General features: G+C 52.0%; 18 protein-coding genes. 11 read left to right on the forward strand and 7 right to left on the reverse strand.

What is annotated here, in order from left to right; translation table 11 throughout:
• Positions 1 to 151 precede the first annotated feature (151 nt).
• From EPD17_RS01820 to EPD17_RS01840, 5 genes are all read left to right on the forward strand, one after another.
• The gene (locus EPD17_RS01820; protein ID WP_132051267.1) at positions 152 to 1081 is read left to right on the forward strand and encodes a sugar phosphate isomerase/epimerase family protein; all 930 of its coding nucleotides are present in this window, start codon (positions 152 to 154) and stop codon (positions 1079 to 1081) included.
• A gap of 30 nt (positions 1082 to 1111) precedes the next feature.
• On the forward strand, positions 1112 to 1690 hold the full coding sequence (locus tag EPD17_RS01825) for a 1-acyl-sn-glycerol-3-phosphate acyltransferase (RefSeq protein ID WP_132051269.1): 579 nt from the start codon (positions 1112 to 1114) through the stop codon (positions 1688 to 1690).
• 654 nt (positions 1691 to 2344) lie between these two features.
• Entirely contained in the window at positions 2345 to 3538 is a 1194-nt protein-coding gene (locus tag EPD17_RS01830) for an MFS transporter (RefSeq protein ID WP_204743262.1), read from the forward strand.
• A gap of 145 nt (positions 3539 to 3683) precedes the next feature.
• Positions 3684 to 4817 carry a PQQ-dependent sugar dehydrogenase gene (locus EPD17_RS01835; RefSeq protein ID WP_132051271.1) on the forward strand — a complete coding sequence of 378 codons (1134 nt, stop codon included), beginning with the start codon at positions 3684 to 3686 and terminating at the stop codon, positions 4815 to 4817.
• Between the two features lie 24 nt (positions 4818 to 4841).
• The gene (locus EPD17_RS01840) at positions 4842 to 5318 is read left to right on the forward strand and encodes a DinB family protein (RefSeq protein ID WP_132051273.1); all 477 of its coding nucleotides are present in this window, start codon (positions 4842 to 4844) and stop codon (positions 5316 to 5318) included.
• Positions 5319 to 5392: 74 nt separating this feature from the next.
• Here the strand turns inward: EPD17_RS01840 and EPD17_RS01845 are convergent, their stop codons facing one another.
• Positions 5393 to 6058 (reverse strand): porin family protein, encoded by a 666-nt coding sequence (locus tag EPD17_RS01845; protein WP_114234483.1) that lies wholly within the window; start codon positions 6056 to 6058, stop codon positions 5393 to 5395.
• Between the two features lie 523 nt (positions 6059 to 6581).
• Between EPD17_RS01845 and EPD17_RS01850 the strand changes: the two genes are divergently transcribed.
• The gene (locus EPD17_RS01850; protein WP_132051275.1) at positions 6582 to 8339 is read left to right on the forward strand and encodes a PAS domain-containing sensor histidine kinase; all 1758 of its coding nucleotides are present in this window, start codon (positions 6582 to 6584) and stop codon (positions 8337 to 8339) included.
• Positions 8340 to 8425: 86 nt separating this feature from the next.
• Here the strand turns inward: EPD17_RS01850 and EPD17_RS01855 are convergent, their stop codons facing one another.
• Positions 8426 to 9598: a PepSY-associated TM helix domain-containing protein gene (locus EPD17_RS01855; RefSeq protein ID WP_132051277.1), complete on the reverse strand. Its 1173-nt coding sequence runs from the start codon at positions 9596 to 9598 to the stop codon at positions 8426 to 8428.
• A 2-nt stretch (positions 9599 to 9600) separates the two neighbouring features.
• On the reverse strand, positions 9601 to 11970 hold the full coding sequence (locus tag EPD17_RS01860) for a TonB-dependent receptor (protein ID WP_132051279.1): 2370 nt from the start codon (positions 11968 to 11970) through the stop codon (positions 9601 to 9603).
• Positions 11971 to 12147: 177 nt separating this feature from the next.
• Between EPD17_RS01860 and EPD17_RS01865 the strand changes: the two genes are divergently transcribed.
• Entirely contained in the window at positions 12148 to 12738 is a 591-nt protein-coding gene (locus EPD17_RS01865) for an acyltransferase (RefSeq protein ID WP_132051281.1), read from the forward strand.
• 200 nt (positions 12739 to 12938) lie between these two features.
• The gene (gene obgE / locus EPD17_RS01870; RefSeq protein WP_132051283.1) at positions 12939 to 13940 is read left to right on the forward strand and encodes a GTPase ObgE; all 1002 of its coding nucleotides are present in this window, start codon (positions 12939 to 12941) and stop codon (positions 13938 to 13940) included.
• Positions 13941 to 14174: 234 nt separating this feature from the next.
• On the opposite strand, the gene EPD17_RS01875 is transcribed toward obgE, so the two are convergent.
• Positions 14175 to 14495, reverse strand: coding sequence for a YbjQ family protein (locus tag EPD17_RS01875; RefSeq protein ID WP_114234489.1), 321 nt, complete (start codon positions 14493 to 14495; stop codon positions 14175 to 14177).
• A 185-nt stretch (positions 14496 to 14680) separates the two neighbouring features.
• Here EPD17_RS01875 and EPD17_RS01880 point away from each other — a divergent pair, with 185 nt between their 5' ends.
• A complete protein-coding gene (locus EPD17_RS01880; protein ID WP_132051285.1) occupies positions 14681 to 16843 on the forward strand; it encodes a S46 family peptidase in 2163 nt (720 codons plus the stop codon).
• A gap of 79 nt (positions 16844 to 16922) precedes the next feature.
• Here EPD17_RS01880 and EPD17_RS01885 read toward each other — a convergent pair whose 3' ends face one another.
• From EPD17_RS01885 to glf, 3 genes are all read right to left on the reverse strand, one after another.
• The gene (locus EPD17_RS01885; protein WP_132051287.1) at positions 16923 to 17564 is read right to left on the reverse strand and encodes an LON peptidase substrate-binding domain-containing protein; all 642 of its coding nucleotides are present in this window, start codon (positions 17562 to 17564) and stop codon (positions 16923 to 16925) included.
• Positions 17565 to 17752: 188 nt separating this feature from the next.
• Positions 17753 to 18658, reverse strand: a complete 906-nt coding sequence (locus EPD17_RS01890) for a glycosyltransferase family 2 protein (protein WP_132051290.1) — start codon at positions 18656 to 18658, stop codon at positions 17753 to 17755.
• Positions 18655 to 19782: a UDP-galactopyranose mutase gene (gene glf, locus EPD17_RS01895; RefSeq protein ID WP_132051292.1), complete on the reverse strand. Its 1128-nt coding sequence runs from the start codon at positions 19780 to 19782 to the stop codon at positions 18655 to 18657. Before glf ends, EPD17_RS01890 begins: the two co-directional genes overlap by 4 nt.
• 163 nt (positions 19783 to 19945) lie before the next feature.
• On the opposite strand from glf, the gene meaB reads away from it, so the two are divergent.
• Together meaB and EPD17_RS01905 are read left to right on the forward strand one after the other, a co-directional pair.
• On the forward strand, positions 19946 to 20866 hold the full coding sequence (gene meaB, locus EPD17_RS01900; protein WP_132051294.1) for a methylmalonyl Co-A mutase-associated GTPase MeaB: 921 nt from the start codon (positions 19946 to 19948) through the stop codon (positions 20864 to 20866).
• Positions 20850 to 21659, forward strand: a complete 810-nt coding sequence (locus EPD17_RS01905; RefSeq protein ID WP_114234495.1) for a glycosyltransferase family 2 protein — start codon at positions 20850 to 20852, stop codon at positions 21657 to 21659. Before meaB ends, EPD17_RS01905 begins: the two co-directional genes overlap by 17 nt.
• Positions 21660 to 21746 lie beyond the last annotated feature (87 nt).

Consider the following 21746-nt stretch of genomic DNA (forward strand, 5'->3'; position numbering starts at 1 on the left):
GGGCTATATTGTTTACGGCAACGGTATTGGGGATGTACAAATGATTGCAGCGCATTTGGGTTGCCTCCAATCAATAAACCAATAACACTGCCCGGTTTTGGGTGGCCTGTTTGCCCTAACTTCAACGCTGTTACCAACATTGCAATACATCATGAACCGCCGGCACCTGCTTTCACTGATGGGCGCCGCCGCAGCCACCAACCTGTTGCCCCGCGTGGCAGGAGCGGTGCCGCAGCAGCCCAAGGCCAATGCCTTTATTCCCTGCCTCAACATGGCCACCATTCGCGGCCACAATCTTGGTTTTGCAAAAGAGCTGGAAGTGGCTTCCAAAGCCGGTTTTGGCGCGGTGGAAATCTGGATGGACAGCTTTCAAAAGTATTTGCAGGGCGGTGGCAGCACCACGGCAGCAAAGGCCCTTTTAAAAGACCTGGGCATTGAAGTGGTCAACAGCATTGGCTTTGCCGAATGGGTGGTGGATGATGAAGGCCGCCGCAAAAAGGGCGTAGCGCAACTGCAAAAAGAAATGGAACTGCTCGCCGCCATTGGCTGCAGCCGCATTGCCGCACCGCCCATGGGCGCCGTGCAGGAGGCAGGCCTCTCGCTGCAACGTGCCGCCGAACGCTACCGAGCCATTTTGGAACTGGGTGAGCAAACCGGCGTGGTGCCGCACCTGGAGTTGTGGGGTTTTGCCAAAAACCTGCACCGCCTGGCCGATGTGGCTTATGTGGCCATTGAAAGCGGGCACCCGCAAGCCAAAGTGCTGCTCGATGTGTACCACCTGTACAAAGGCGGCTCTGCCCTGGAAACGCTGCCGCTGATCAGTGCCGGTGCGGTGGAAATATTTCATGTAAACGATTACCCGCTGTCTATAAAGCCCGCCGATATTACCGACGGCGACCGCGTCTATCCCGGCATGGGCGAAGCGCCCATTCTGCAGCAATTGCAGGCGCTGCGCCACCCCGATCGGCCGCTCATTGTTTCAGTGGAAGTATTCAACAAAGGCTATTACGGGCAAGACCCGCTGACCGTTGCCAAAACCGCATTTGCCCAAATTGGCAAGATCACTGCCGGCGTTTCGTAGGCTTGTTTTTTTGTAAAAAATATTGTTTGCATGTTGCTATTTCGACTGTTTGGCTGGTGGTTTAAACTCAAAGGCTGGCGCACTGCCGAAAGCATTCCGCCTTCGGTAAAAAAATGCGTGGTGATTGCGGCGCCGCACACTTCCAACTGGGATTTTGTGTATTCGCTGGGGTGCGCTTATCTCACAGGAACGCGGCTGCGCTACCTGGCCAAAAAAGAGCTGTTTCGTTTCCCGCTCGGTGCCGTTATGCGGGCCACCGGCGGCATGTCGGTAGAGCGCAGCCGCAGTACCAAACTGGTGGATTATATCATCCAGTTGTTTCGCAATACCGACGAGCTAAGACTGATGATCCCCGCCGAAGGCACCCGCAAACGCGTGGAGCGCTGGAAAACCGGTTTTTACCATGTAGCCCTTGGCGCCGGCGTGCCGGTGTACCTGGGTTACCTCGATTATAAAAACAAAGTGGCGGGTTTTGGTAAAGAAGTGATCATGACCGGCGACCGCGAAAAAGACGCCGCCGTGATCCGCGATTTTTATAAAGACAAACACGCCAAGATTCCGGAGCTGTTTAACCTGGATGCGATCCGGTTTGATGAAGTGGGTAAATAAGGATTGAATTAGAATCCAGATCTTAAAAGATGATATTAGAAAACTACTTGTATAAATTTCGTTTTCTGATTGTTTAATATCTGTACTGTAATTATGCATTATCTGTGCGATATCTGTGTAGTATCTGTATTTCTTCTGTGTGATTATGTGTTATTTTGTTTAGCTTCGTGTTACAAAAGAAAAAGAACCACAGCTGGAACTGTGGTTCTCAAGGTTGAAGAAAGATTAAGCTACTGGAATAGCTCTTTTACCAACCGAACAAATACGATAGCTAGTTTTAGCCATCGCGTAAGCCTATCAGGACAGTCTTTCTTTCTGTCAGGCTTTTTTAAATCGCACATCTACTTCAACCGCTGGCTAATGCCGGCGGTTGGCTTTTCGCCCATTTCTTTCTAAAAAATGACTTTAATTTCTACTAATTGTTATCTAGCTGTCTAATGTTCTAAAATCATTAATCCTTTCTATCGTTTCCTCATTTTACCCAGTACAAATATAACCGTTGATGGCTTGGATTCACCGGAATGGGGATAAGTCGGCTGTTTATTAGCATAGCCGTTTGTCTACAGTAAAATTTCGTGTTCCGATGCGATCCGGTTTGACGAAGCGGGCAAATAATTGCAGCTGCCTTTATGCGCATAACTTTGCCGCCTCACCATGAAACCATACACCCTTAGTGCGGCACAGGTGCTGCTGATGGCGTTGTGCACCGGATTGATCGTAGCCAACATCTATTACTGCCAGCCCCTGGTGGTGCTCATCAGCCGCGAGTTTGGCGTGGCCGAAAGTACCGGCGGCACCATTACTTTTTTTACACAACTGGGCTATGCCCTGGGCCTCTTGTTTTTTGTGCCCCTGGGCGATATGTTTGAAAAACGCAGCCAGATCGTGGTGACCACGGCCCTGGCCGTAGTGTTCCTGGCAACTGCCGCCCTTTCCACATCACTAGCTATGCTGAGCGTGGCCTCCCTGCTTATTGGCGCCACCTCGGTAGTGCCGCAACTCATTTTACCCCTCGCCGCCTACTGGGCACAACCACACCGCCGCGGAAAAGTTATTGGCATCATTATGAGCGGCCTGCTCATTGGCATATTACTGTCGCGAACCATCAGCGGGCTTATTGGTGCCTGGCTGGGTTGGCGCGGCATGTTTTGGATTGCGACTGGTATTTCGGCGCTGCTGCTGGTGCTGATGCAAGTGCTTTTTCCAAAAACACCATCTGCATTTAAAGGGCATTACGGACAATTGATGCAGTCGCTGGTTACACTGATTAAAGAGCAGCCGGTGCTGCGTGAAGCCACTGCCATCAACGCACTAACCTTTGCGTCTTTTGGCTTGTTTTGGACCACCATGGTGCTGCATCTTTCGGGGCCGCCCTTCAATTTTAATTCCGGCGCCATTGGCTTGTTTGGATTGGCGGCTGTGGCCGGCGCACTGGTGGCGCCGCTTGTTGGCGGCCGTGCCGATCGCGGCAATCCGCGGGTGGCCATAGGCTATGGTTTATCAGCCGTGTTGCTGTCCTACCTGGTGTTTTACTTTTGGGGCAATGCTGTGGTGGGCATGGTCATCGGCATTATTTTGCTCGACCTGGGCCAGCAGTCGGTACATGTAAGCAACCAAACCCGTGTGTATGCGCTTTTACCCGAAGCCCGCAACCGCCTCAACACCGTGTACATGACCGTGAGCTTTATAGGCACGGCGGCAGGCTCGGCACTGGGGCTGTGGGTATGGCAGGGCTGGGGCTGGAGCGGCGTGTGCATTACCGGCGCACTGTTGCTGGGCGGGGCATTTTTTATTTATAGCCTTACGGCAAAACATATTGCCACAAAAGCCACGGTTTCCCAACCCTGACCGCATTCACTTAAAGCAATCCGCTACCGGTGTTTTTTGTTTTTATAAAAATAAAAGCGCTACAAGCATGTAGCAGCTACAGCCATTGCAAGCCGCTTACCTTTGTTTACATTCACGCTCCCTAATCAGAACACAACCGAAGTATATGTTTTATCAATTTGCCTTACTCTTTTCTTTAGGCGTTGCGGCATGCAGCGCCAACACCAGCAACGAGCCAGCCGATGGTATAAACGAAGCCACCACCACGGCTGCCGATACCACCAGTTTTAAAGTGGTGAAATTATACGAAGACCTTTCCAACCCCTGGGGCATGACTTGGCTATCCGATGGCCGCATGCTGGTAACCGAACGCAACGGCGACATCCTTGTATTCAAGGGCGATAAGTTTACCGGCGAAAAACTGAGCGGCGTGCCCAAAGTAGTGGCGCAGGGCCAGGGCGGCCTGCTCGATATCCAGGCGCATCCGGCCTATGCACAAAATGGCTGGATCTACATTACCTACAGCAAACCCATGCCCGGCGGGTCATCCACCGCGGTTACGCGTTTTAAACTGCAGGGCAACCAGGTGGTAAATGCGGAAGATGTGTTTGTGGCCAAGCCCGCACTCAACGCCGATTACCATTTTGGCAGCCGCATTGTGTGGGATAAAGCCGGCTTTATGTATGTAAGCGTTGGCGAACGGGGCACACAACCTAAAGTGCAGCAGCTCGACAACGATCATGGCAAAATCCACCGCATTTACGACGATGGCCGCATCCCCGAAGACAACCCATTTGCCAAACAGGCAGGCGCTTCTAAATCCATTTGGACTTACGGCCACCGCAACCCGCAGGGCATGGTGTACGATGCTGCCGGCAACCGCATCTGGGCCATTGAGCACGGCCCCAAAGGCGGCGATGAACTGAACCTGATTGAGCCGGGTAAAAACTACGGCTGGCCCAAAACCTCGTACGGCATCAACTACGACGGAACCATCCTTACAAAAGATAAAGAGCTGGCCGGCGTTACCAACCCGGTACGTTACTGGGTGCCTTCTATTGCGCCCTGCGGCATGGCCATCATTACCTCCGACCGCTACCCGGGTTGGAAAGGCAACCTGCTGGTAGGTGCCCTGTCGTTCCGTTATGTGGCCCGTGTGCAATTGGACGGCGCCGGCTATAAAGGCGAAGAAAAACTGCTGGAAAATATTGGCCGGGTACGCCATGTGGCACAAAGCCCCGATGGCTACATTTACGTGCTAACCGAAGGCCCCGGGCAACTGATCAAACTGCAACCTTAACCCACTTATTTAAACGGAACAGTTATGAACGCACAAATCGACGCCGTTCGCAAAACCCGCAATTACTTGCTGCAAAATATTGCCGACCTGAGCAACGATGCACTCAACGAAGTACCTGCCGGTTTTAATAACAATATTATTTGGAACCTGGGGCACCTGGTGGCTGCGCAGCAAGGCATTTGCTACCTCCGCGCCGGGCTGCCCGCCAAAGTGGACGAAAGCATTATTGCCGCTTACCGCCCCGGCACCAAGCCCGAAGGCAAAGTAGATGACGCCGGCATTGCCCGCATCAAGGAACTCCTGTTTACTACACTCGACGAGCTGGAAGCCGACCTTGCTGCTGGCACCTGGACGCAATACCCGGCGTGGAGCACCCGCTATGGTGTAGACATTGATTCCATCGACAGCGCCATCAGCTTTTTGCAGTTTCACGAAGGGCTGCATTCGGGCTACATCATGGCGCTGAAGCGTGTGGTGCAACCGGCAGTGGCTGCAGTGTAATGCAACACATTTTTATAAAAAAAGCGGCACCTGAACAGGTGTCGCTTTTTTGTGTGCAGCTTTCAAGGGATCAATTAAAAAGTAAAGCCCAGTCCCACTTTTACACTGCGGTTGTAGGCATTCATATTTTGTCCGGCATCTACCCGCGACAGGCCATGGTCGTATGCCGCGCTGATGTTGACGCCGTTGGCAAACTGGTAGCCTACGCCACCGGTAATGCCTGCATCCCAGCGGTTGAACTGTTGGGTAGCATCCATTTTTTTATTTAAAAGATTAAAACCCAGTACGCCTGCAGTGGTGCGCAAACCGGCGCTGGCTAGGTACGAAACCTGCGGGCCGGCAAACACCTGGAACCCGCCCAGGTCGGCTTTCAGCACCACGGGCAAGTCGATATAATGGGTGGTTAAACGGGCTTTTGCATTGGCACCGATGAATTCAGCGCCTTTGATGCCCAGTTCGCCACGGAGCTCGTAACCTTTTTGCGCATAATAAAGTGCAGGCTCTACCGATATGCCGTTACCCAGCGGTATGTTGACATAAGTACCGCCGTAAAAACCAGTGCGGTAAGCTTCGTTAATGGCGCCGTTGGTATAATCCAAAAGGCTGTTGAGGCTGGAAGTTGCATCGCCTTTGAGTGTGCCGATGGAGGCACCGCCACGAATACCAAAAGAAGGCGTTTCCTGTGCAAAGGCACCAAGGGAAAAAATAGAAAGGGCTGCGAGTAAAATTTGTTTTTTCATAGTGAGCAGAACGGGTTTGGGGCGTTCATGCTTTTTAAGAAGGAAGGATGTCTTTTGGGATTAAAAGCCCATAGGTAAGGTTGTGTTAAAGGAAAATTGGGGTATAAATGGGGCAACTTTTTATTGATGAGGTAAAAATACCTCAATAGTTGAGCTTAATAGGTTATTTCGCAGCTTTGAAAAATTTTGGAACGCGGTTTGCAAATTCCTAATCGGTTTTTCATAGGATATTGGATTTTAAAACGAAGCTGGGTTTCTACCCGGCTTTTCTTTTTTGCTGATGTCTACTTCGTCAACTGCACGGCATTTTCCAAAATAAAAAAGGAACACCCTGGTCTACCTGCAAATTGCAAAAACAGCACGCTGCAAACACACTACAAATAACGGAATGTTGCTATATTACAAAGCGGCCTGGTAAACTTTATAGGCCACGAATAACCCACATAGGGCTTTGCTTTGCCGCCTTACACATTAAAATTTTAATGATATTGCACCGGTGAGTGATCAACCAAACAACACAAGCTTGCATACTGCGCCGTATTATCCCACCATTCAACAGTTTCAGCGGCTCTTCGATTATTCGCTGGATGTGCTTTGCTATTTCGATGCGGCCGGCCGCTTTGTACAGGCCAGCAAGGCTTCGGTGCAGCTGTGGGGTTATGCGCCGCAAGAGCTGGTGGGCAAACCCTTTACCGACCTGGTGGTGCCTGAAGATCTGGAGCGATCGCTGCACACATTTGCCGAAGGCAAAAAGGGCGGCAAAGTGGTGGGTTTTGAAAATAATTTTCGGCGCAAAGATGGCTCAATTGTACCTGTAATTTGGGTAGGCGAATGGGACGAACAGGAGCAAATGGTGATTGCGATAGCCCGGGACGCTACCGAAAAAAGAGCCGCCGAAGCTTACCGCAGCAAACAGGACCAATTACTCGAATCGATTTTGGAGCGGATCCATGAAGGGTTTGTGGCTATGGACCGCAACTTCCGCGTTACCTTCTGGAATAATGAAGCCGAAAACATTTTGCAAGTCCCAAAGGACGCTGTGATGTACAAGGTTATCTGGGATTGCTTCCCGCCGGAAATCGCCACGGTATTCAGGCCGCGTTACGAACAGGCATTGACCACACAACAGCCGGTTCATTTTGAAACATTTAGGCCGCAGGTAAATATGGCCTTCGATATTTTTATTTATCCTTCGCCTGATGGCCTTGTTGTATTCATTCGCGACATAACCCAGCGCAAACAAACCGAGGAAGAACTGCGCCGCCTGTCGCTGGTGGCCCAGCAAACCGACAACATCATTGCTATTTCTGACCTGGACCACCGCGTCATTTGGGTAAACGAAGCGTTTACCCGCATTACCGGCTACCACCCCGACGAAGCTATTGGCAAACCCATCGGGAGCATTTTTGACGGGCCCGGCACCGGCCCGCACACATTTTCCATAGCGCAGGAAAAAATGGCCCAGTGCGAACCTTTCCGGATGGAAGTGCCGGCGTATAAAAAAAGCGGTGATACTTATTGGGCCGAAATCCTGTGTCAGCCGGTGTTTGACGAAGCGGGAAAACTGGTGCATTTCTTTTCAATGGCCACCGATATTACCGAACGCAAAAAACTGCAACAGGTGCTGGACCGCGAACAACAGCAGCGGCAGCAAATGATTACCACGGCGGCCATAAAAGTGCAGGAGCAGGAGCGGTCGCAGGTAAGCCGCGAGCTGCACGACAATGTAAACCAGGTGCTCACCACCGTTAAACTGTACCAGGAGCTTTGCCGAGATGGCATTGGCGATACCGGCGAGCTGGTCAATAAATCCATCGGGTTGTTGCAGGATGCCATCAACGAAATTCGCAGCCTCTCCAAACGGTTGTCGGCGCCTTCGCTTAACCGCCTCAACTTACGCGAATCGGTAACCGAACTGATCGAAACCATCGGCATTACCGACAAACTGGAAATTGAGCTCGACACCAACGGTATTGAAGCGCTGGAGGTAGCGCAGGATGTGCACCTCACCATTTACCGCATTTTGCAGGAGCATTTTACCAACATACTCAAGCATGCCGAAGCCACCAAGGTATGGGTGCGCCTGTACCGCGTAGATAGCGTGCTGGTTTGCCAGGTTCGCGACAATGGTAAGGGCTTTGACCCGGGTCAAAAACGCAAAGGCATTGGAATCGGCAATATGGCCACCCGTGCCGAAAGTGTGAAAGGCCAGCTCCTGATCAACAGCGGCCCCGGCCAGGGCTGTGAGCTGGAAGCATCCATTCCTATTTACGAGGAATAGATAAACGGGAAGCCAAGATTCAAAAGTAAAAATCCCGGTTTTGGATTTACAGCCCTTTTTACTTTTGAATTTTGGCTTTTTACTCCTTACGCCACTGCAGGCTCAAGTGTGCTCACCACTTTTTTAGCAGGGCTTTTTTTACGCCGCCGTCCCCACCAAATGGCAAAGCCTGTAACCGGCAGCGATGCTGCAATAAGGCTGGCAAAAAACATCAGTATTTTACCGGCAAGGCCAATAACAGCTCCGGTGTGCAGGTCGTAATTCATGCGAAAAAGCTTGTCGGCAAAGGCGGCTTCGCCAAACCGGCCAAACACATGATCCACTGGCAGTTCTTTTAAAGTGTACTGGTCAAAATAGCGGTAGTCAATTTTCCAATACGTTGCGCGGTCGGGGTTGGCGTTGGCCGCAATAGGCGATGCGGCCGACTCTGGCGGATGCACTTCAATAGCTTCGGCGGTGGGATACAACACCTGCATTTTTTGCCACACCTGGTCAATGGCTGGCGCATTGGCCACTGCGGCCCGGGATGCGGTTGTGTCGGAAAACGGCTCGGTGTACAGCAATTCCTTTTGGCCACCGGCCGCTGGATAAGCGCCATTTGCAAACCACTGAAAGCCCCACACCAGCCCGGTAAACGCGAGGATAATGGCCAGCCAGGTCATGTAAAAACCCAGCACATTGTGCAAATCATAATTGCGGCGGCGCCAGCGCACATTCCATTTAATGCTGAAGCGCTGCTTGCGGGCGGCTTTGTTGCGCGGCCACCACAGCACCAGCCCCGATATCATCAGCACCACAAAAATGAGCGTTGCCGACGCCACAATGGGCTGCCCGATGTGCGCCGGCAGCCACAGGTAATAATGCCCCATAGTGACCACGCGGAAAAAATCGGTGTCCATGTTTTTCACCTTCAGCACCTCACCGCTGTACGGGTTTACATACACGTGGTAATAGTAGCTGATGGTGTTGGTGGCCAAATCGTAATGGTAAAAAATCACTTCGGCGGCCCGCTCCCTGCCCTGGTACATCACGGCATGCACATGCTTGCCGGGCAGTTGTTTTTCGGCAATGGGCTGCAGCACCGATGGGGCTAGTTGCGCCCTGGCCTCCGCCTGCACGTAGCGATAAGGCTGCGTTGCCGATTCAATTTCCCGCTGAAACGCCAGGATGCAACCGGTAACGCCGAGGAACAAAATCACCAGCCCGGACAGGAGCCCGAGCCAGAGGTGTATCTGCAGCACAATTTTTTTCGTGGTCATGGTCAGAACTTGTATGATACAGTAATGCGGGCATTGCGGCCGGCTTCGGTTTGCCAGTAAAACATATCACCGTACGGCGCACCGGAGTACAGGTATTTATCCAAAATGTTATTCATGTTAAACGCCACGCCAAATGGCCCGCCGGCGTAGGATATGCCGCCATCCAGCCGGAAATAATCGGGCAGCGCATTGGCCGTTTTGTCAAATACAAACCACGAGGAGCGACCTGCCTGGTATTGATATCCCAGCGAAAACTTAAACCCGCTCAGTGCCCCATTGCCAATGCGGTAGCTGGCCCATGTATTTTGAATGTGCCTGGTGGCGCCGGCCACTGGTGCACCAACCAGTTTGGGATCGCTGTCCTTGGTGGTTTTGGCTTCGGTAAATGCATAGTTCACAATCAGTTCCAAGTTGCGGGCCACCTGGCCTTTCAGGTCAAACTCAATGCCCTTGGTTTGCTGCTGCCCGCTTTGGCGGTTGTACACAAACTGGCCTGCTGCATTTGGGTGTTCGAGGTCGGTGGTCAGCACATTGTTTTTAGTGATCTGGTACGCCGAAACAGCCGTGTTCCATTTACCGCCAAACCAATCGCGTTTGATGCCCACTTCCAGGTTTTCGCCGGTGATGGGGTCAAATTTTTTGCCCTGCCAGTCGGCGCCGTAGTTGGCCAAAAAAGCCTGGTCGTACACAAAATAGGCAGCCGTTGAGGAATTGATGGAGTAGCTCAAACCCAGGCGGGGCGTAAACTTGCTATCGTCGGTGCTGCCGCTGTATGGGTTCAGGTCGGTGTTGGTGGTAAAGCGGCCGGCAAGGGTCAGGCGCAATTTGTTTTGAAAAAACGAAAGTTCATCCTGCACGTACACGGCACTATAGCCATTGTTGTACCGAACGCCTCTTTCGCGTATGTCGCGGCTGCGGTCCCATTTAGGCACATCGGCTGCGGCAACAGTACCAAACACCGGGTTGTAGATATTAAAGTTGGGAGCACCCAACGCGGCGCCCTGGTTCCAGTCGGCGTAATAATCCCTATTGCCCATGTCCAATCCCGCCAGCACTTTATGACCAACCGCACCAGTAGCAAACTCACCGTTCACGAACATCTGGCCGGTTTTGTTCAGGGCCAGTGCATCCCAGATGGAGATGCCGCGTTGCATCAGGCTGTCGTTGGTCATCGAAATGTTCCAGGGCCAGATGCTTTGGCCTTGCATGTTGTAATTAAAATAAGCGCCTTGTGCCGTAAACTTCCACTGGTCGTTGAAGCGGTGTTCAAAAATTGCCAACACACTGTTGTCTTTAATTACCGACGGATCTAGATTCGGTTCGGCAGTGGTGTGATTACGGGGCAAGTCGCCATAGCCCTTTTTTGAAAAAGAATAATTGCTGCCGATCACATTCATTTGCGAATACTGGTGGGTGTATTCCAGCGTTACCGATGTTTTGTCGTCGATCAGGTATTTCAACACCGGCGCAATAGAATAGCGGTTGTTGTATTCAAAATCGCGGTGTGATCCTTTAAGCTGGCCCATTACATTGATGCGGTAGAGCAGCTTGCCGTCTTTGGAAAATTTGCCATCCACATCGGCAGTGGCGCGGTACAAGTTGAACGATCCAAGCGAAACGCTTACCTCACCCCTGTTGTAGCCACTGGGCTTTTTGGTTACCACGTTATAAAACCCACTGGGTTCGCCATTGGCCAGCATAAAACCCGCCGGCCCTTTTACAAACTCAATGCGCTCCACCATGCTTACATCTTCGGTAAGCGGGCCCCAAGGCATCGATACGTTCAGGCCGTTGCGAAAAGCGGTGAGGGCGCTGCCCCGCATATTGATACGGGCATAATTGTCCCAATGCTCCAGTTTTTGCGCACCGCTTACATTGCGTTGTATGCCATCCAGCATGTCAAACGATTGCTGGTCGGCAATGATGCCTTTGGAAATAACCTGTATGTTTTGCGACAGCTCCAAAATGGGCGTGGTGAGCCGCAGCGATGGCGATACATTGCCGGTGCGGTACTTGCGGTTGCCGGTCACTACCACGGCGTCGAGTTGCTTGGAGTTGATGGCTAACTGGAAAGAAATGTTTACCGATTGTCCATCGGCTACCTGCACGGTTTGTTCTTCCCGCTCAAAACCCTGCAGCGAAGCGACTACCGTGTAGCTGCCGGCTGCCAGTTTTTTTATTTCAAAAAAACCCTTTTCGTCGGTGATGGTACCCCTTGCTGTGCCTTGCAATTGTATGGTTACTTCCGGTGCGGCCTTGCCCTCGGCAGTGGTAACAGTGCCGCGAATGATGCCGCTGTTTTCTATGTTGTTGAATGCAGCAGCCTGCAGGCCCGTAAGCAGTACGGTTAAAAAGATCAATGCCCCTCTCATGGTTTTCGTCTCAATTTTGAAGTGCAAAACTGTTTCGATGCCGCCGCTTTGACTATCGCAAACCGGAATTTAGGCTTACGCATTCCGGAAAAACGAAATACCTGTTTGATGTTTGGGCAAAAAGATGGAGCAGCCGTCGAACAAAACGGAACTGCTCTATTGTGCTATTTTTAACCCATGGCTTGCTACGAATTCAACGGCATCAAACCGGTGGTGCACCCTTCTTCTTTCATACACCCACAGGCATGCATAACCGGGAATGTTACCATTGGCCGCGATGTGTACATTGGGCCCGGTGCCGCATTGCGCGGCGATTGGGGCGCCATTGTTATTGAAGATGGTTGCAACGTGCAGGAAAGCTGCACGATTCATATGTTCCCGGGCATTACCGTGTTGCTGAAAGCAGGCGCACATATTGGGCATGGCGCCATTATACATGGCGCTACCATTGGCCGCAATTGCCTCGTGGGTATGAACGCCGTGATCATGGACGAAGTGGAACTGGGCGATGAGTGTATTGTGGGTGCGCTTTGCTTTATCAAACAAGGCGAAAAAATTCCGGCCCGCTCGATGGTGGTAGGCAACCCGGCAAAAATCATCAAACAGGTAAGCGATGAAATGATGGCCTGGAAAAGCGAAGGCACCCGGCTGTACCAGCAACTGCCGCAATGGTGCTTTGATACGCTGCGGCCCTGCGAGCCGCTGCAGGAGCCAGTGGCGCAGGTGCCGCTGCATACCGTGAATTATGGACTGATGGGTCGGAAGTAATTAGTTGGGAGTTTCAAAGTCAGGTGTTTAAAGGGTTGAAGCAATTCTAAATCAAGCGCATTTTGATAATGACAAGCATCAAAACTTCTTGCTTCCATCCTGCAAATACGGACGGCCCTTTCTTCAATCTTCGGACCTCGGTCTTCCGTCTTTTCCGACTTTCCCGTCTTTTCGGACTTTACTGACTTATTTTTGCCCCGATGGAGAAGAGCAATTTTGTAGACCAGATTCGGATATTTTGCCGCAGCGGCCATGGCGGTGCCGGCATCAAGCATTTCCGCCGCGATAAAATAACCGCGTTTGGCGGCCCCGATGGCGGCGACGGCGGCCGTGGTGGCCACATTATTTTGCGGGGCAACCGCAACCTGTGGACCTTGCTGCACCTGCGCTACCACAAAAACGTGCTGGCCGAAAACGGTGAGCGGGGCGGCGATAACAACCGAACCGGTGCTGATGGCAACGATATTGTGCTGGAAGTGCCTCTCGGCACCATTGCCCGGGATGAGGAAACCGGCGAAAAAGAAGCCGAGGTACTCCACCACGGCGAAGAAGTGGTCTGGCTGCCGGGTGGCAAGGGCGGCTTGGGCAATACCAATTTTAAAACCCCCACAAACCAGGCGCCAGAGTACGCCCAGCCCGGACTGCCCGGTATTGAAGGCTGGAAAGTACTGGAGCTTAAAGTGCTGGCCGATGTAGGACTGGTGGGCTTTCCCAACGCCGGAAAATCTACGCTGCTATCGGTGATGACGGCAGCCAAGCCAAAGATTGCCGATTACGCTTTTACCACCATTACCCCCAACTTGGGCATTGTTGAATACCGCGATAATAAAAGTTTTTGCATTGCTGACCTGCCCGGAATTATTGAAGGCGCTGCCGAAGGCAAGGGTCTGGGGCACCGCTTTTTGCGGCACATTGAACGCAACTCTATTTTGCTGTTCCTTATTCCTGCCGACAGCAAGGACCACCGCAAGGAGTTCGATATTTTGGTAAATGAGCTGGAAGAATATAACCCCGAGTTGCTCCACAAGCAATTCATCATTGGCATCTCGAAAAGCGATATGCTCGACGAAGAATTAATGCAGGCCATTGCAGCCGAATTGCCCAAAGGCGTCCCGCACCTGTTTGTGTCTTCGGTGGTGCATAAAAACATCCAGCAACTAAAAGACCTGCTCTGGGAAACGCTGAACCGGCAGGAGGCGTAGTGGCTATATCGTGAAACGTCAATCGTCAAACGTGAAAGGTGCTATTTGGATTTTGAAGTTAGGAATTTGCATCAAGGGCTATTAATGTATATAATGCAAACCTGCCCTAAACTTTGTGCTCCTTTGTTCCTTAGTGTCTTCGTGGTTCAAAAAACGCTCCTTCACATTTCACGTTTGACGTTTCACGTTTGACGAATTTCACCATTGACCATTCACCACCCCCCACTCACCTCCTCACGCCACCCGCACCGCGGTGCCGCAGGCCACTACCATCAGCATGCTGCCGTTGGCGCCAATGGTTTCAAAATCCAAGTCGATGCCCACAACGGCATTGGCGCCCATGCGCTGTGCTTTTTGCACCAGCTCGTTCAGCGCATTTTGCCGCGCTTCTTCCAGCACCCGCTCATAGGTGCCGCTGCGGCCGCCCAGTATATCGCGCAGGCCGCCCAGTATGTCTTTCAAAAAATTGGCGCCGATAATCACTTCGGCCGAAACAACACCAAAGTATTGCTGTATGGAGTGCCCTTCAATGGAAGGCGTAGTGGTAGTGATCATAACATTGATTTACCATGAAGATAAGAAAGCTTGCCCGATGCATTTGGCGCAGCACATTTACCAAATACCTTTTCCAAAGCATGGGAAAGGGCCACACAACAGGCTGCAGCATTCGTTAAAACAAACAAGGCTCATTTTCCTGCACCCGATTTTCCGGTAGGTTTGCTTTAAAATTTAGCGTTCACATGAAAAAGATCCTGCTCCTTTTAACCCTTAGCATCAGCATGGTGTTTCGGGCCGCTGCCGACGAAGGCATGTGGCTGCCCATGTTGCTGGGCCAGTCGGTGTACAACGATATGGTGAAAAAGGGACTCAAGCTTTCCAAGGAACAATTGTACAGCATCAACAAAGCTTCGCTGAAAGACGCCATCGTGATTTTTGGCGGCGGTTGTACCGGCGAGGTGGTGAGCCAGCAAGGCCTCATTTTTACCAACCACCATTGCGGCTACAGCGCCATTGCGGCTGCCAGCACCGTGGAGCGCAATTACCTGCGTGATGGTTTTTATGCAAAAAATAAAGGCGAAGAAATCCCGGCCACCGGCCTGTCGGTGCAGTTCTTGCTCCGCGTAGAAGATGTGACCAAGGAAGTGGCTGACTCCCTGAAAGGCCTGAGTGGCGCCGAGCGGGCACAACGCCAAAGCGCCGTGCTGGCGTCCATCAATGGCCGTATGTCGGATGCTTCGCAAAGTATTATTACCCGCATCTCTCCCCTGTTTAAAGGAAACCAATATCTGGCGTTTGTGTACCAGGTGTATAACGATGTGCGCCTGGTGGGCACGCCGCCCGAAAGCATTGGCAAATATGGCGGCGATACAGACAACTGGGAGTGGCCCCGCCATACCGGCGACTTTTCGGTGTTCCGGGTGTATGCTTCAAAAGATGGTAAACCCGCCGCATACAGTGCCGACAATCAGCCCTTGAAACCCAAGTGGCACCTGCCCGTTTCGCTGAAAGGTGTGAAAGAAGGCGACTTTGCGATGATCTACGGTTACCCCGGTAGCACCAACCGGTATGAAAGTTCGCTTGGTGTGCAACTGGCCACCGACATTGCCAACCCCACGCTGGTAAAGCTGCGCGACATGCGCCTCAAATACATGTTTGAGGAAATGAAGCGGGACCCGGCCATCAAGCTGCAACTGGCTTCCAGCTATGCTTCCATTGCCAACTACTGGAAATTTTACGACGGCGAAACGAAGCAGTTGCTGAAGTACGATGTGTATGGACAGAAAAAGAAAAGCGAAGAAGCTTTTCAAAAATGGGCAGCCAACAAGCCCGAGTACAAAGACATTTTTACCAATTTGGAGCAAGCCTACGCTGCATGGCGGCCTTATGCCAAGCAACGGGTGTACATCAACGAAGGCATTTTTGGCTCACCGCTGATTTCGTTTGCTGCAACGCTGCAACCCGTGGAAACTGCGCTGGTGCGTACCAATGCATCGGGTGCCGACATGCAAAAAGCTGTGGCTGCCGCCAACGAGGCCCGCACCCAGTTTTTAAAAGAACACAACAAGGCTTCCGACCAAAAAATCTTGGCGGCAGTGCTGCAGATGTTTTACACCGATGTGCCCAAAGACCAGCACCCCATTGGGCTATTTGAGGCCATCCGCAACGAGTACGGCGCACTGGACAAAACATCGACGTACGAAAAATACGCAGAGGCCGTTTTCCGCAATACCCTGTTGCTGAACAACAACCGCTGGGCTGATTTTGTAAAAAGCCCCGATGCCAATGCGCTCCAGGGCGACCTGGCCTATAACCTGGCATCCTCGTTTTTGAAAAATTACCAAAGCAAATACCTGCCCCTGTTCCAGCAGTTTACCACCCGCAATGCCGACTGGGGCCGGCTGTACCTGAAAGGTATCATGGAGCAACAGCCCACCAAAGTGATGTACCCCGATGCTACGTTTACCATGCGCCTCAGCTATGGCAAAGTGGCTAGCTACCAGCCCCGCGATGCGGTGAAATACGATTACGTGACCACGATGAAAGGTGTGCTGGATAAATACAAACCGGGCGATTACGAATTTGACCTGCCCGATAACCTGCTGAAACTGGCCCGTGCCAAGGACTACGGGCAGTACCGGGATGCCCGCACCGGCGAGCTGGTGGTGGGTTTTATTACCTCCAACGACATTACGGGCGGCAACTCGGGCTCGCCGGTAATTAATGGCAATGGCGAGCTGATTGGCCTGGCATTCGACGGCAACTACGAGGCGCTGAGCCACAAGCTGGCTTTTGATAAAGACCTGAACCGCACCATCAATGTGGACATCCGCTATGTGCTGTGGTGTATTGATAAACTGGGCGGCGCCTCCAACATCATCCAGGAGTTGACGCTGCGGAAATAAGCGCTTCGTTTTACCGTAAATAAAAAAGCAGCCGAGTGTTATCGGCTGCTTTTTTATGTATAGAAACTTGAAGTCTTTCTTACAGATCGAGATTGAAGGAACTCAGGTTTCGGAAATGGCCATTGAGTTTTACTTTTTCTTTTAGCTGCTCCATTTCGGCAATCATCGGGATCACCTTGGTGAGGTGGCGCTTGAGGTACTCCTGCCGCTGGCGTTCGTCAAACAGGTTCAGCAGCTCGTATTCTTCCTGCAGCGACAGCCCGATGTGGTGCGCCAGGTCGTAAGTTTTTAGTTCCTCGTCGCTTTTATTAAAATCCTTTTGCACATTCAGCATGCGGTGCAGTTCGCGGATGGAGGCCACCAGCCGGCGCAGCACTTCGGGGTTGCCGCGGTCCATATTATCGGGGTAGGTAACAATGGCGCCGCTGTACAGTTTTTCCGGTATTTCCTTGATCACTTCCAATATGCGAAACACTTTTTCGCCCTTGGTTTTAATGTCCATCTCACCGCCTTCATACACTTTCGAAATCTCGGAAATGGAGGTGAGTGTACCAAAATCCTGCAACTTGTTTTCGATTACTGCCGGTATGCCAAACTGCTTTTTCTGGTCGTAGCAGTCTTTGATCAATTGTTTGTAGCGTGGTTCAAATATGTGCAGGTTCAGGCTTTCGCCGGGGTACAGCACCACGCCCAGCGGAAAGATCGGGATGAAATTGGTCATAGCGCCAACGTACAGCAAATATGGTGCAAGGGAAGACGGAAGTCAGAGGTCCGAAGTCGGAAGACAGGGAAGATGGCTTAAAGAGGTCATGTTCTTATCGTCATGAAAATGTCGTCTTCCACACCCCATAGCACCCTCCTCATTGGCATAAACGTCTTCGGACTTCCGACCTCCGACTTCCGACTGTCCTATTCCACCCCCTCCCGCTCCGGATTGAAGCCCAATGCCTGCCAGGTGCCCTGCCACACGGCTTTGATAAACGGCCAGCGGGCCTCTTTTCGCTTAGCCATGATGGTGAGGGGCAGCACTACAAAACGCTTGGCCACATTGCGCAAAAACGAGCCGTAACCTTTGTTGATGCGCCGCACATACAGCTCATTGCGGATGCCATAGCGGTGTTTCCAAAGATTGGCGGCACTGTCGGTAAACAAATTTGCATGGTAGTTAGTGGGCGTTTTGTGCAACACTACGCTGCTGGGCACATAGCCGCCCTTAAAACCAAGCCGCCGCAGGCGGGTGGTGTATTCAAAATCGTCGTTCCAGATAAACAGTTCTTTTACCGGCAGCCCGGCTTTGCCAATAGCTTCCCGTGATACCAGCAGCGAAACAAAAGAGCAAAAAGCCACCGGCAACACACCCTGCTCCTCGTACCAGGCAGCGGGGTGTTTACCCGAAAAATGCTGGTCCACCTGCGGAATATTCATCAGGTGTGGCGCACCGTCGGTCCACACCGCTTTGGACGCAAAAAAATGGAACGGCTCGCCAGCCTGTTCCATTTTTTGCGCAGCCTTTACCAGCTGCTCCAATGCATCGGGGCCCGGAATGGTATCATCGTCCATCAACCATACCCAATCGGCGCCGGCGTGGTAAGCCGTTTTAATGCCTGTGTAAAAACCCCAAGATCCGCCCCTGTTGGGCTGGTTCACCACCAACAGTCCTCGCTGTTGCTGCAGCCATTCGGTGGTACCGTCGGTAGCGCTGTTGTTTACCACCAGCACCTTTGCCGGCGGCAGCGTTTGTTTTTTCAGGGCCGAAATACATTCCTGCAACAAGGCTTTCCGGTTGTAGGTAACCACTACGGCTACAATGTTCATGCAACAGTTTTGGGCGAATCTACGCCCAACTCCTGTTTTGCTTTTACAAAAGCCGAACCGATCACCTGGTGCATATCGTAGTACCGGTACTCGGCCAGGCGGCCGCCAAACAGCACGCCTTCTTCTTTTTCCGCCAATTCCTGGTATTGCTTCATCCGGCGGGTGTTTTCCTCGTCGTTGATGGGGTAATAAGCTTCTTTGCCGCGGCTCCACTGGTCGGGGTATTCGCGGGTAATGATGGTGTGGGGCTGTTTGCCAAACTCGAAATGTTTGTGCTCGATTATGCGGGTGTAAGGCACCTCGGCTTCGGTGTAGTTGACCACCGCGTTGCCCTGGTAGTTTTCCACTTCGTGGCGTTCATGCTCAAAGCGCAGGCTGCGGTACTCAAGTTCGCCAAACTGGAAATTGTAATACTCATCCAGCGGACCGGTAAATACCACTTTGTCGGCAATGTTGTTGAAGTAGTCGCGGTCGGAAAAATAATCCACGTTCAGCCGCACATCGCTGCCTTCCAGCATGCCTTCGGTTATTTTGTTATAACCGCCAATGGGAATGCCCTGGTATTTGTCGTTGAAATAATTATTGTCGTAGGTAAAGCGCACCGGCAGCCGCTTGATGATGAATGCGGGCAACTCGGTAGCCTTGCGGCCCCACTGCTTTTCGGTGTAGCCTTTGATCAGTTTATAATAAATATCGGTGCCCACCAGCGTCAGTGCCTGCTCTTCCAGGTTTTGTGGCTCCTTAATGTTGAGCGACTGGATTTGTTCCGCAATTTTATCTTGGGCCTGCTGCGGCGTGGTTACACCCCATAGCTGGTAAAAGGTGTTCATGTTAAAAGGCAGGTTGTACAGCTTGCCTTCGTGCAGTGCCACGGGGCTGTTGGTGTAGCGGTTAAACTCGGTAAAGGAATTGACAAAATCCCAGATGGGTTTGTCGTTTGTATGAAAAATATGGGCTCCGTACACATGCACATTGATGCCGTCCTGGTTTTCGCAGTAGGTGTTGCCGCCAATATGGGACCGGCGGTCAATGACCAGGCATTTTTTTCCGGCCTTGGTGGCCAGGTGCGCAAAGGTGGCGCCAAACAACCCGGCGCCCACAATCAAGTAATCAAATTCAGCCATTCGATTTGGTTAAAGGTTCAATTATGTATTAAATAAAATAAAGTGTTGGCCCGGCACCCTTATTTTCGCAATGGTGGGTATGCGGGCATAGAACTACGTATTGTACAAATATTTATACCACGTAAAAATCAAGCTCAGGCATGCTGGCACTCCCTGTTGACTAATGAATGCTTCCACACTTTTGGCACAAATTGAGCAAGGATCGCAAAAAGCGCTGGCCCGGGCCGTTTCTTTTGTAGAAAACGAGGCTCCCAGCTACGATGCGCTGCTTGCCCACCTGCCGCACCGGCAGCAATGCCGGGTTGTGGGCATTACCGGTCCGCCGGGTGCTGGCAAAAGTACCCTCGTGGATGGACTTATTGGGCAATTGATCAATAAGGGTAAAAAGGTGGCCGTGCTTTGTGTGGACCCTTCTTCACCGTTCAACCTTGGTGCCGTGCTGGGCGACCGCATCCGGATGAGCCAATGGTACACCCATCCGCAGGTGTTTATCCGGTCGCTGGCCACCCGTGGTTCGCTGGGCGGGTTGCATCCCAAGATCATTGAAATTACCGAACTGATGCGGGCCGCCGGCTTCGATTATGTGCTGGTGGAAACGGTGGGTGTGGGCCAAAGCGAAGTGGAAATTGCCGGCCTGGCCGATACGACGCTGGTGGTGCTGGTGCCCGAAGCAGGCGACGAAGTGCAGACCATGAAAGCAGGCCTCATGGAAATTGCCGACCTGTTTGTGGTAAATAAAGCCGACCGCCCCGGTGCCGATGCTTTTGTAAAAGCTCTCCGGGCCATGCTGGCGCCTACTTTTGGCACGCACCGCCAGGAAGTGCCTATTGTAAAAACCGTTGCCGCTACCGGCGCTGGCCTCGATGTATTGAGCAACCATCTGGAAGAAGCGGTGCCCGAACAACTGGGCTCGGACCGCCGCCTGTGGCTGCTCACCGAAAGGGCTTACCAGTTGGTGCAACGCCACCGAATGCAATCGTTGTCCAAAGAAGTGCTGATGGCCCGGCTGCGTGCCGCCAGCACCCAACCCGATTTTAACCTGTACCGATTTGCGCAATCACAGTTTTATGAAACAGCCCTGTAGCTTGATCATTGCTACCTACAATTGGCCGCAGGCCCTTGAGCTTTGCCTGGAAAGCGTGCAGCTGCAAACCGTGCTGCCGCAGGAAATTATTATTGCCGACGATGGCTCCGGCGACGAAACCCGCCTGTTGATAGAACAGTTTGCCGTCAAAAGCAAAGTGCCCATTGTACATGTGTGGCACCCCGACGAAGGTTTTCAACTGGCCAAAATCCGCAACCGTGCCATGGCCCGCGCCGCTTTTCCCTACATTATTCAAATTGATGGCGACCTGATCCTGCACCCGCATTTTATTGAAGACCACCTGCACCTGCAGGAACCCCATTTTTTTGTATCGGGTAGCCGCGTGTTGCTGTCGGCACGTACCACGGCGGCCCTGCTGCAGCATCGCTCCCTTAACGTGGACAAGCACCACCAGGGCAGTAAAAATTTTTTCAACAAGCTGCGCAACCGTGCTTTGCGCAACCTGCTGTCGCGGCACTACAAAACCGAGGGCAAAAACAAATACTACGTAAAAGGCTGCAACATGGCTTTTTGGCGCGATGACCTGCTGCTAGTGAACGGCTACAACGAAGCTTTTACCGGCTGGGGCCGTGAAGACAGCGAGCTGGCCATCCGCCTGATCAATGCCGGGGTAAAAAAGAAGTTTCTGAAAATGGGCGGTGTTACTTATCACCTGTATCACCGCGAGGCAAGCAGGGACAACGAAGCCGAAAACATCCGGATGATGGATGAGGCCATCCAGCAAAAGACGAAATGGGGCCCGGTTGGCATCAGCCAATACCTGAATTTTTAATGCTATTAGCCGGCAGATTATAAAGGATTTTATTTTAGTACAAGATCGATTTTTGACCACCTGAAATATGCAGGACAAAGGTTGGCG

This window comes from Pseudocnuella soli, assembly GCF_004347775.1.
GTDB lineage: Bacteria > Bacteroidota > Bacteroidia > Chitinophagales > Chitinophagaceae > Flavisolibacter > Flavisolibacter aquaticus.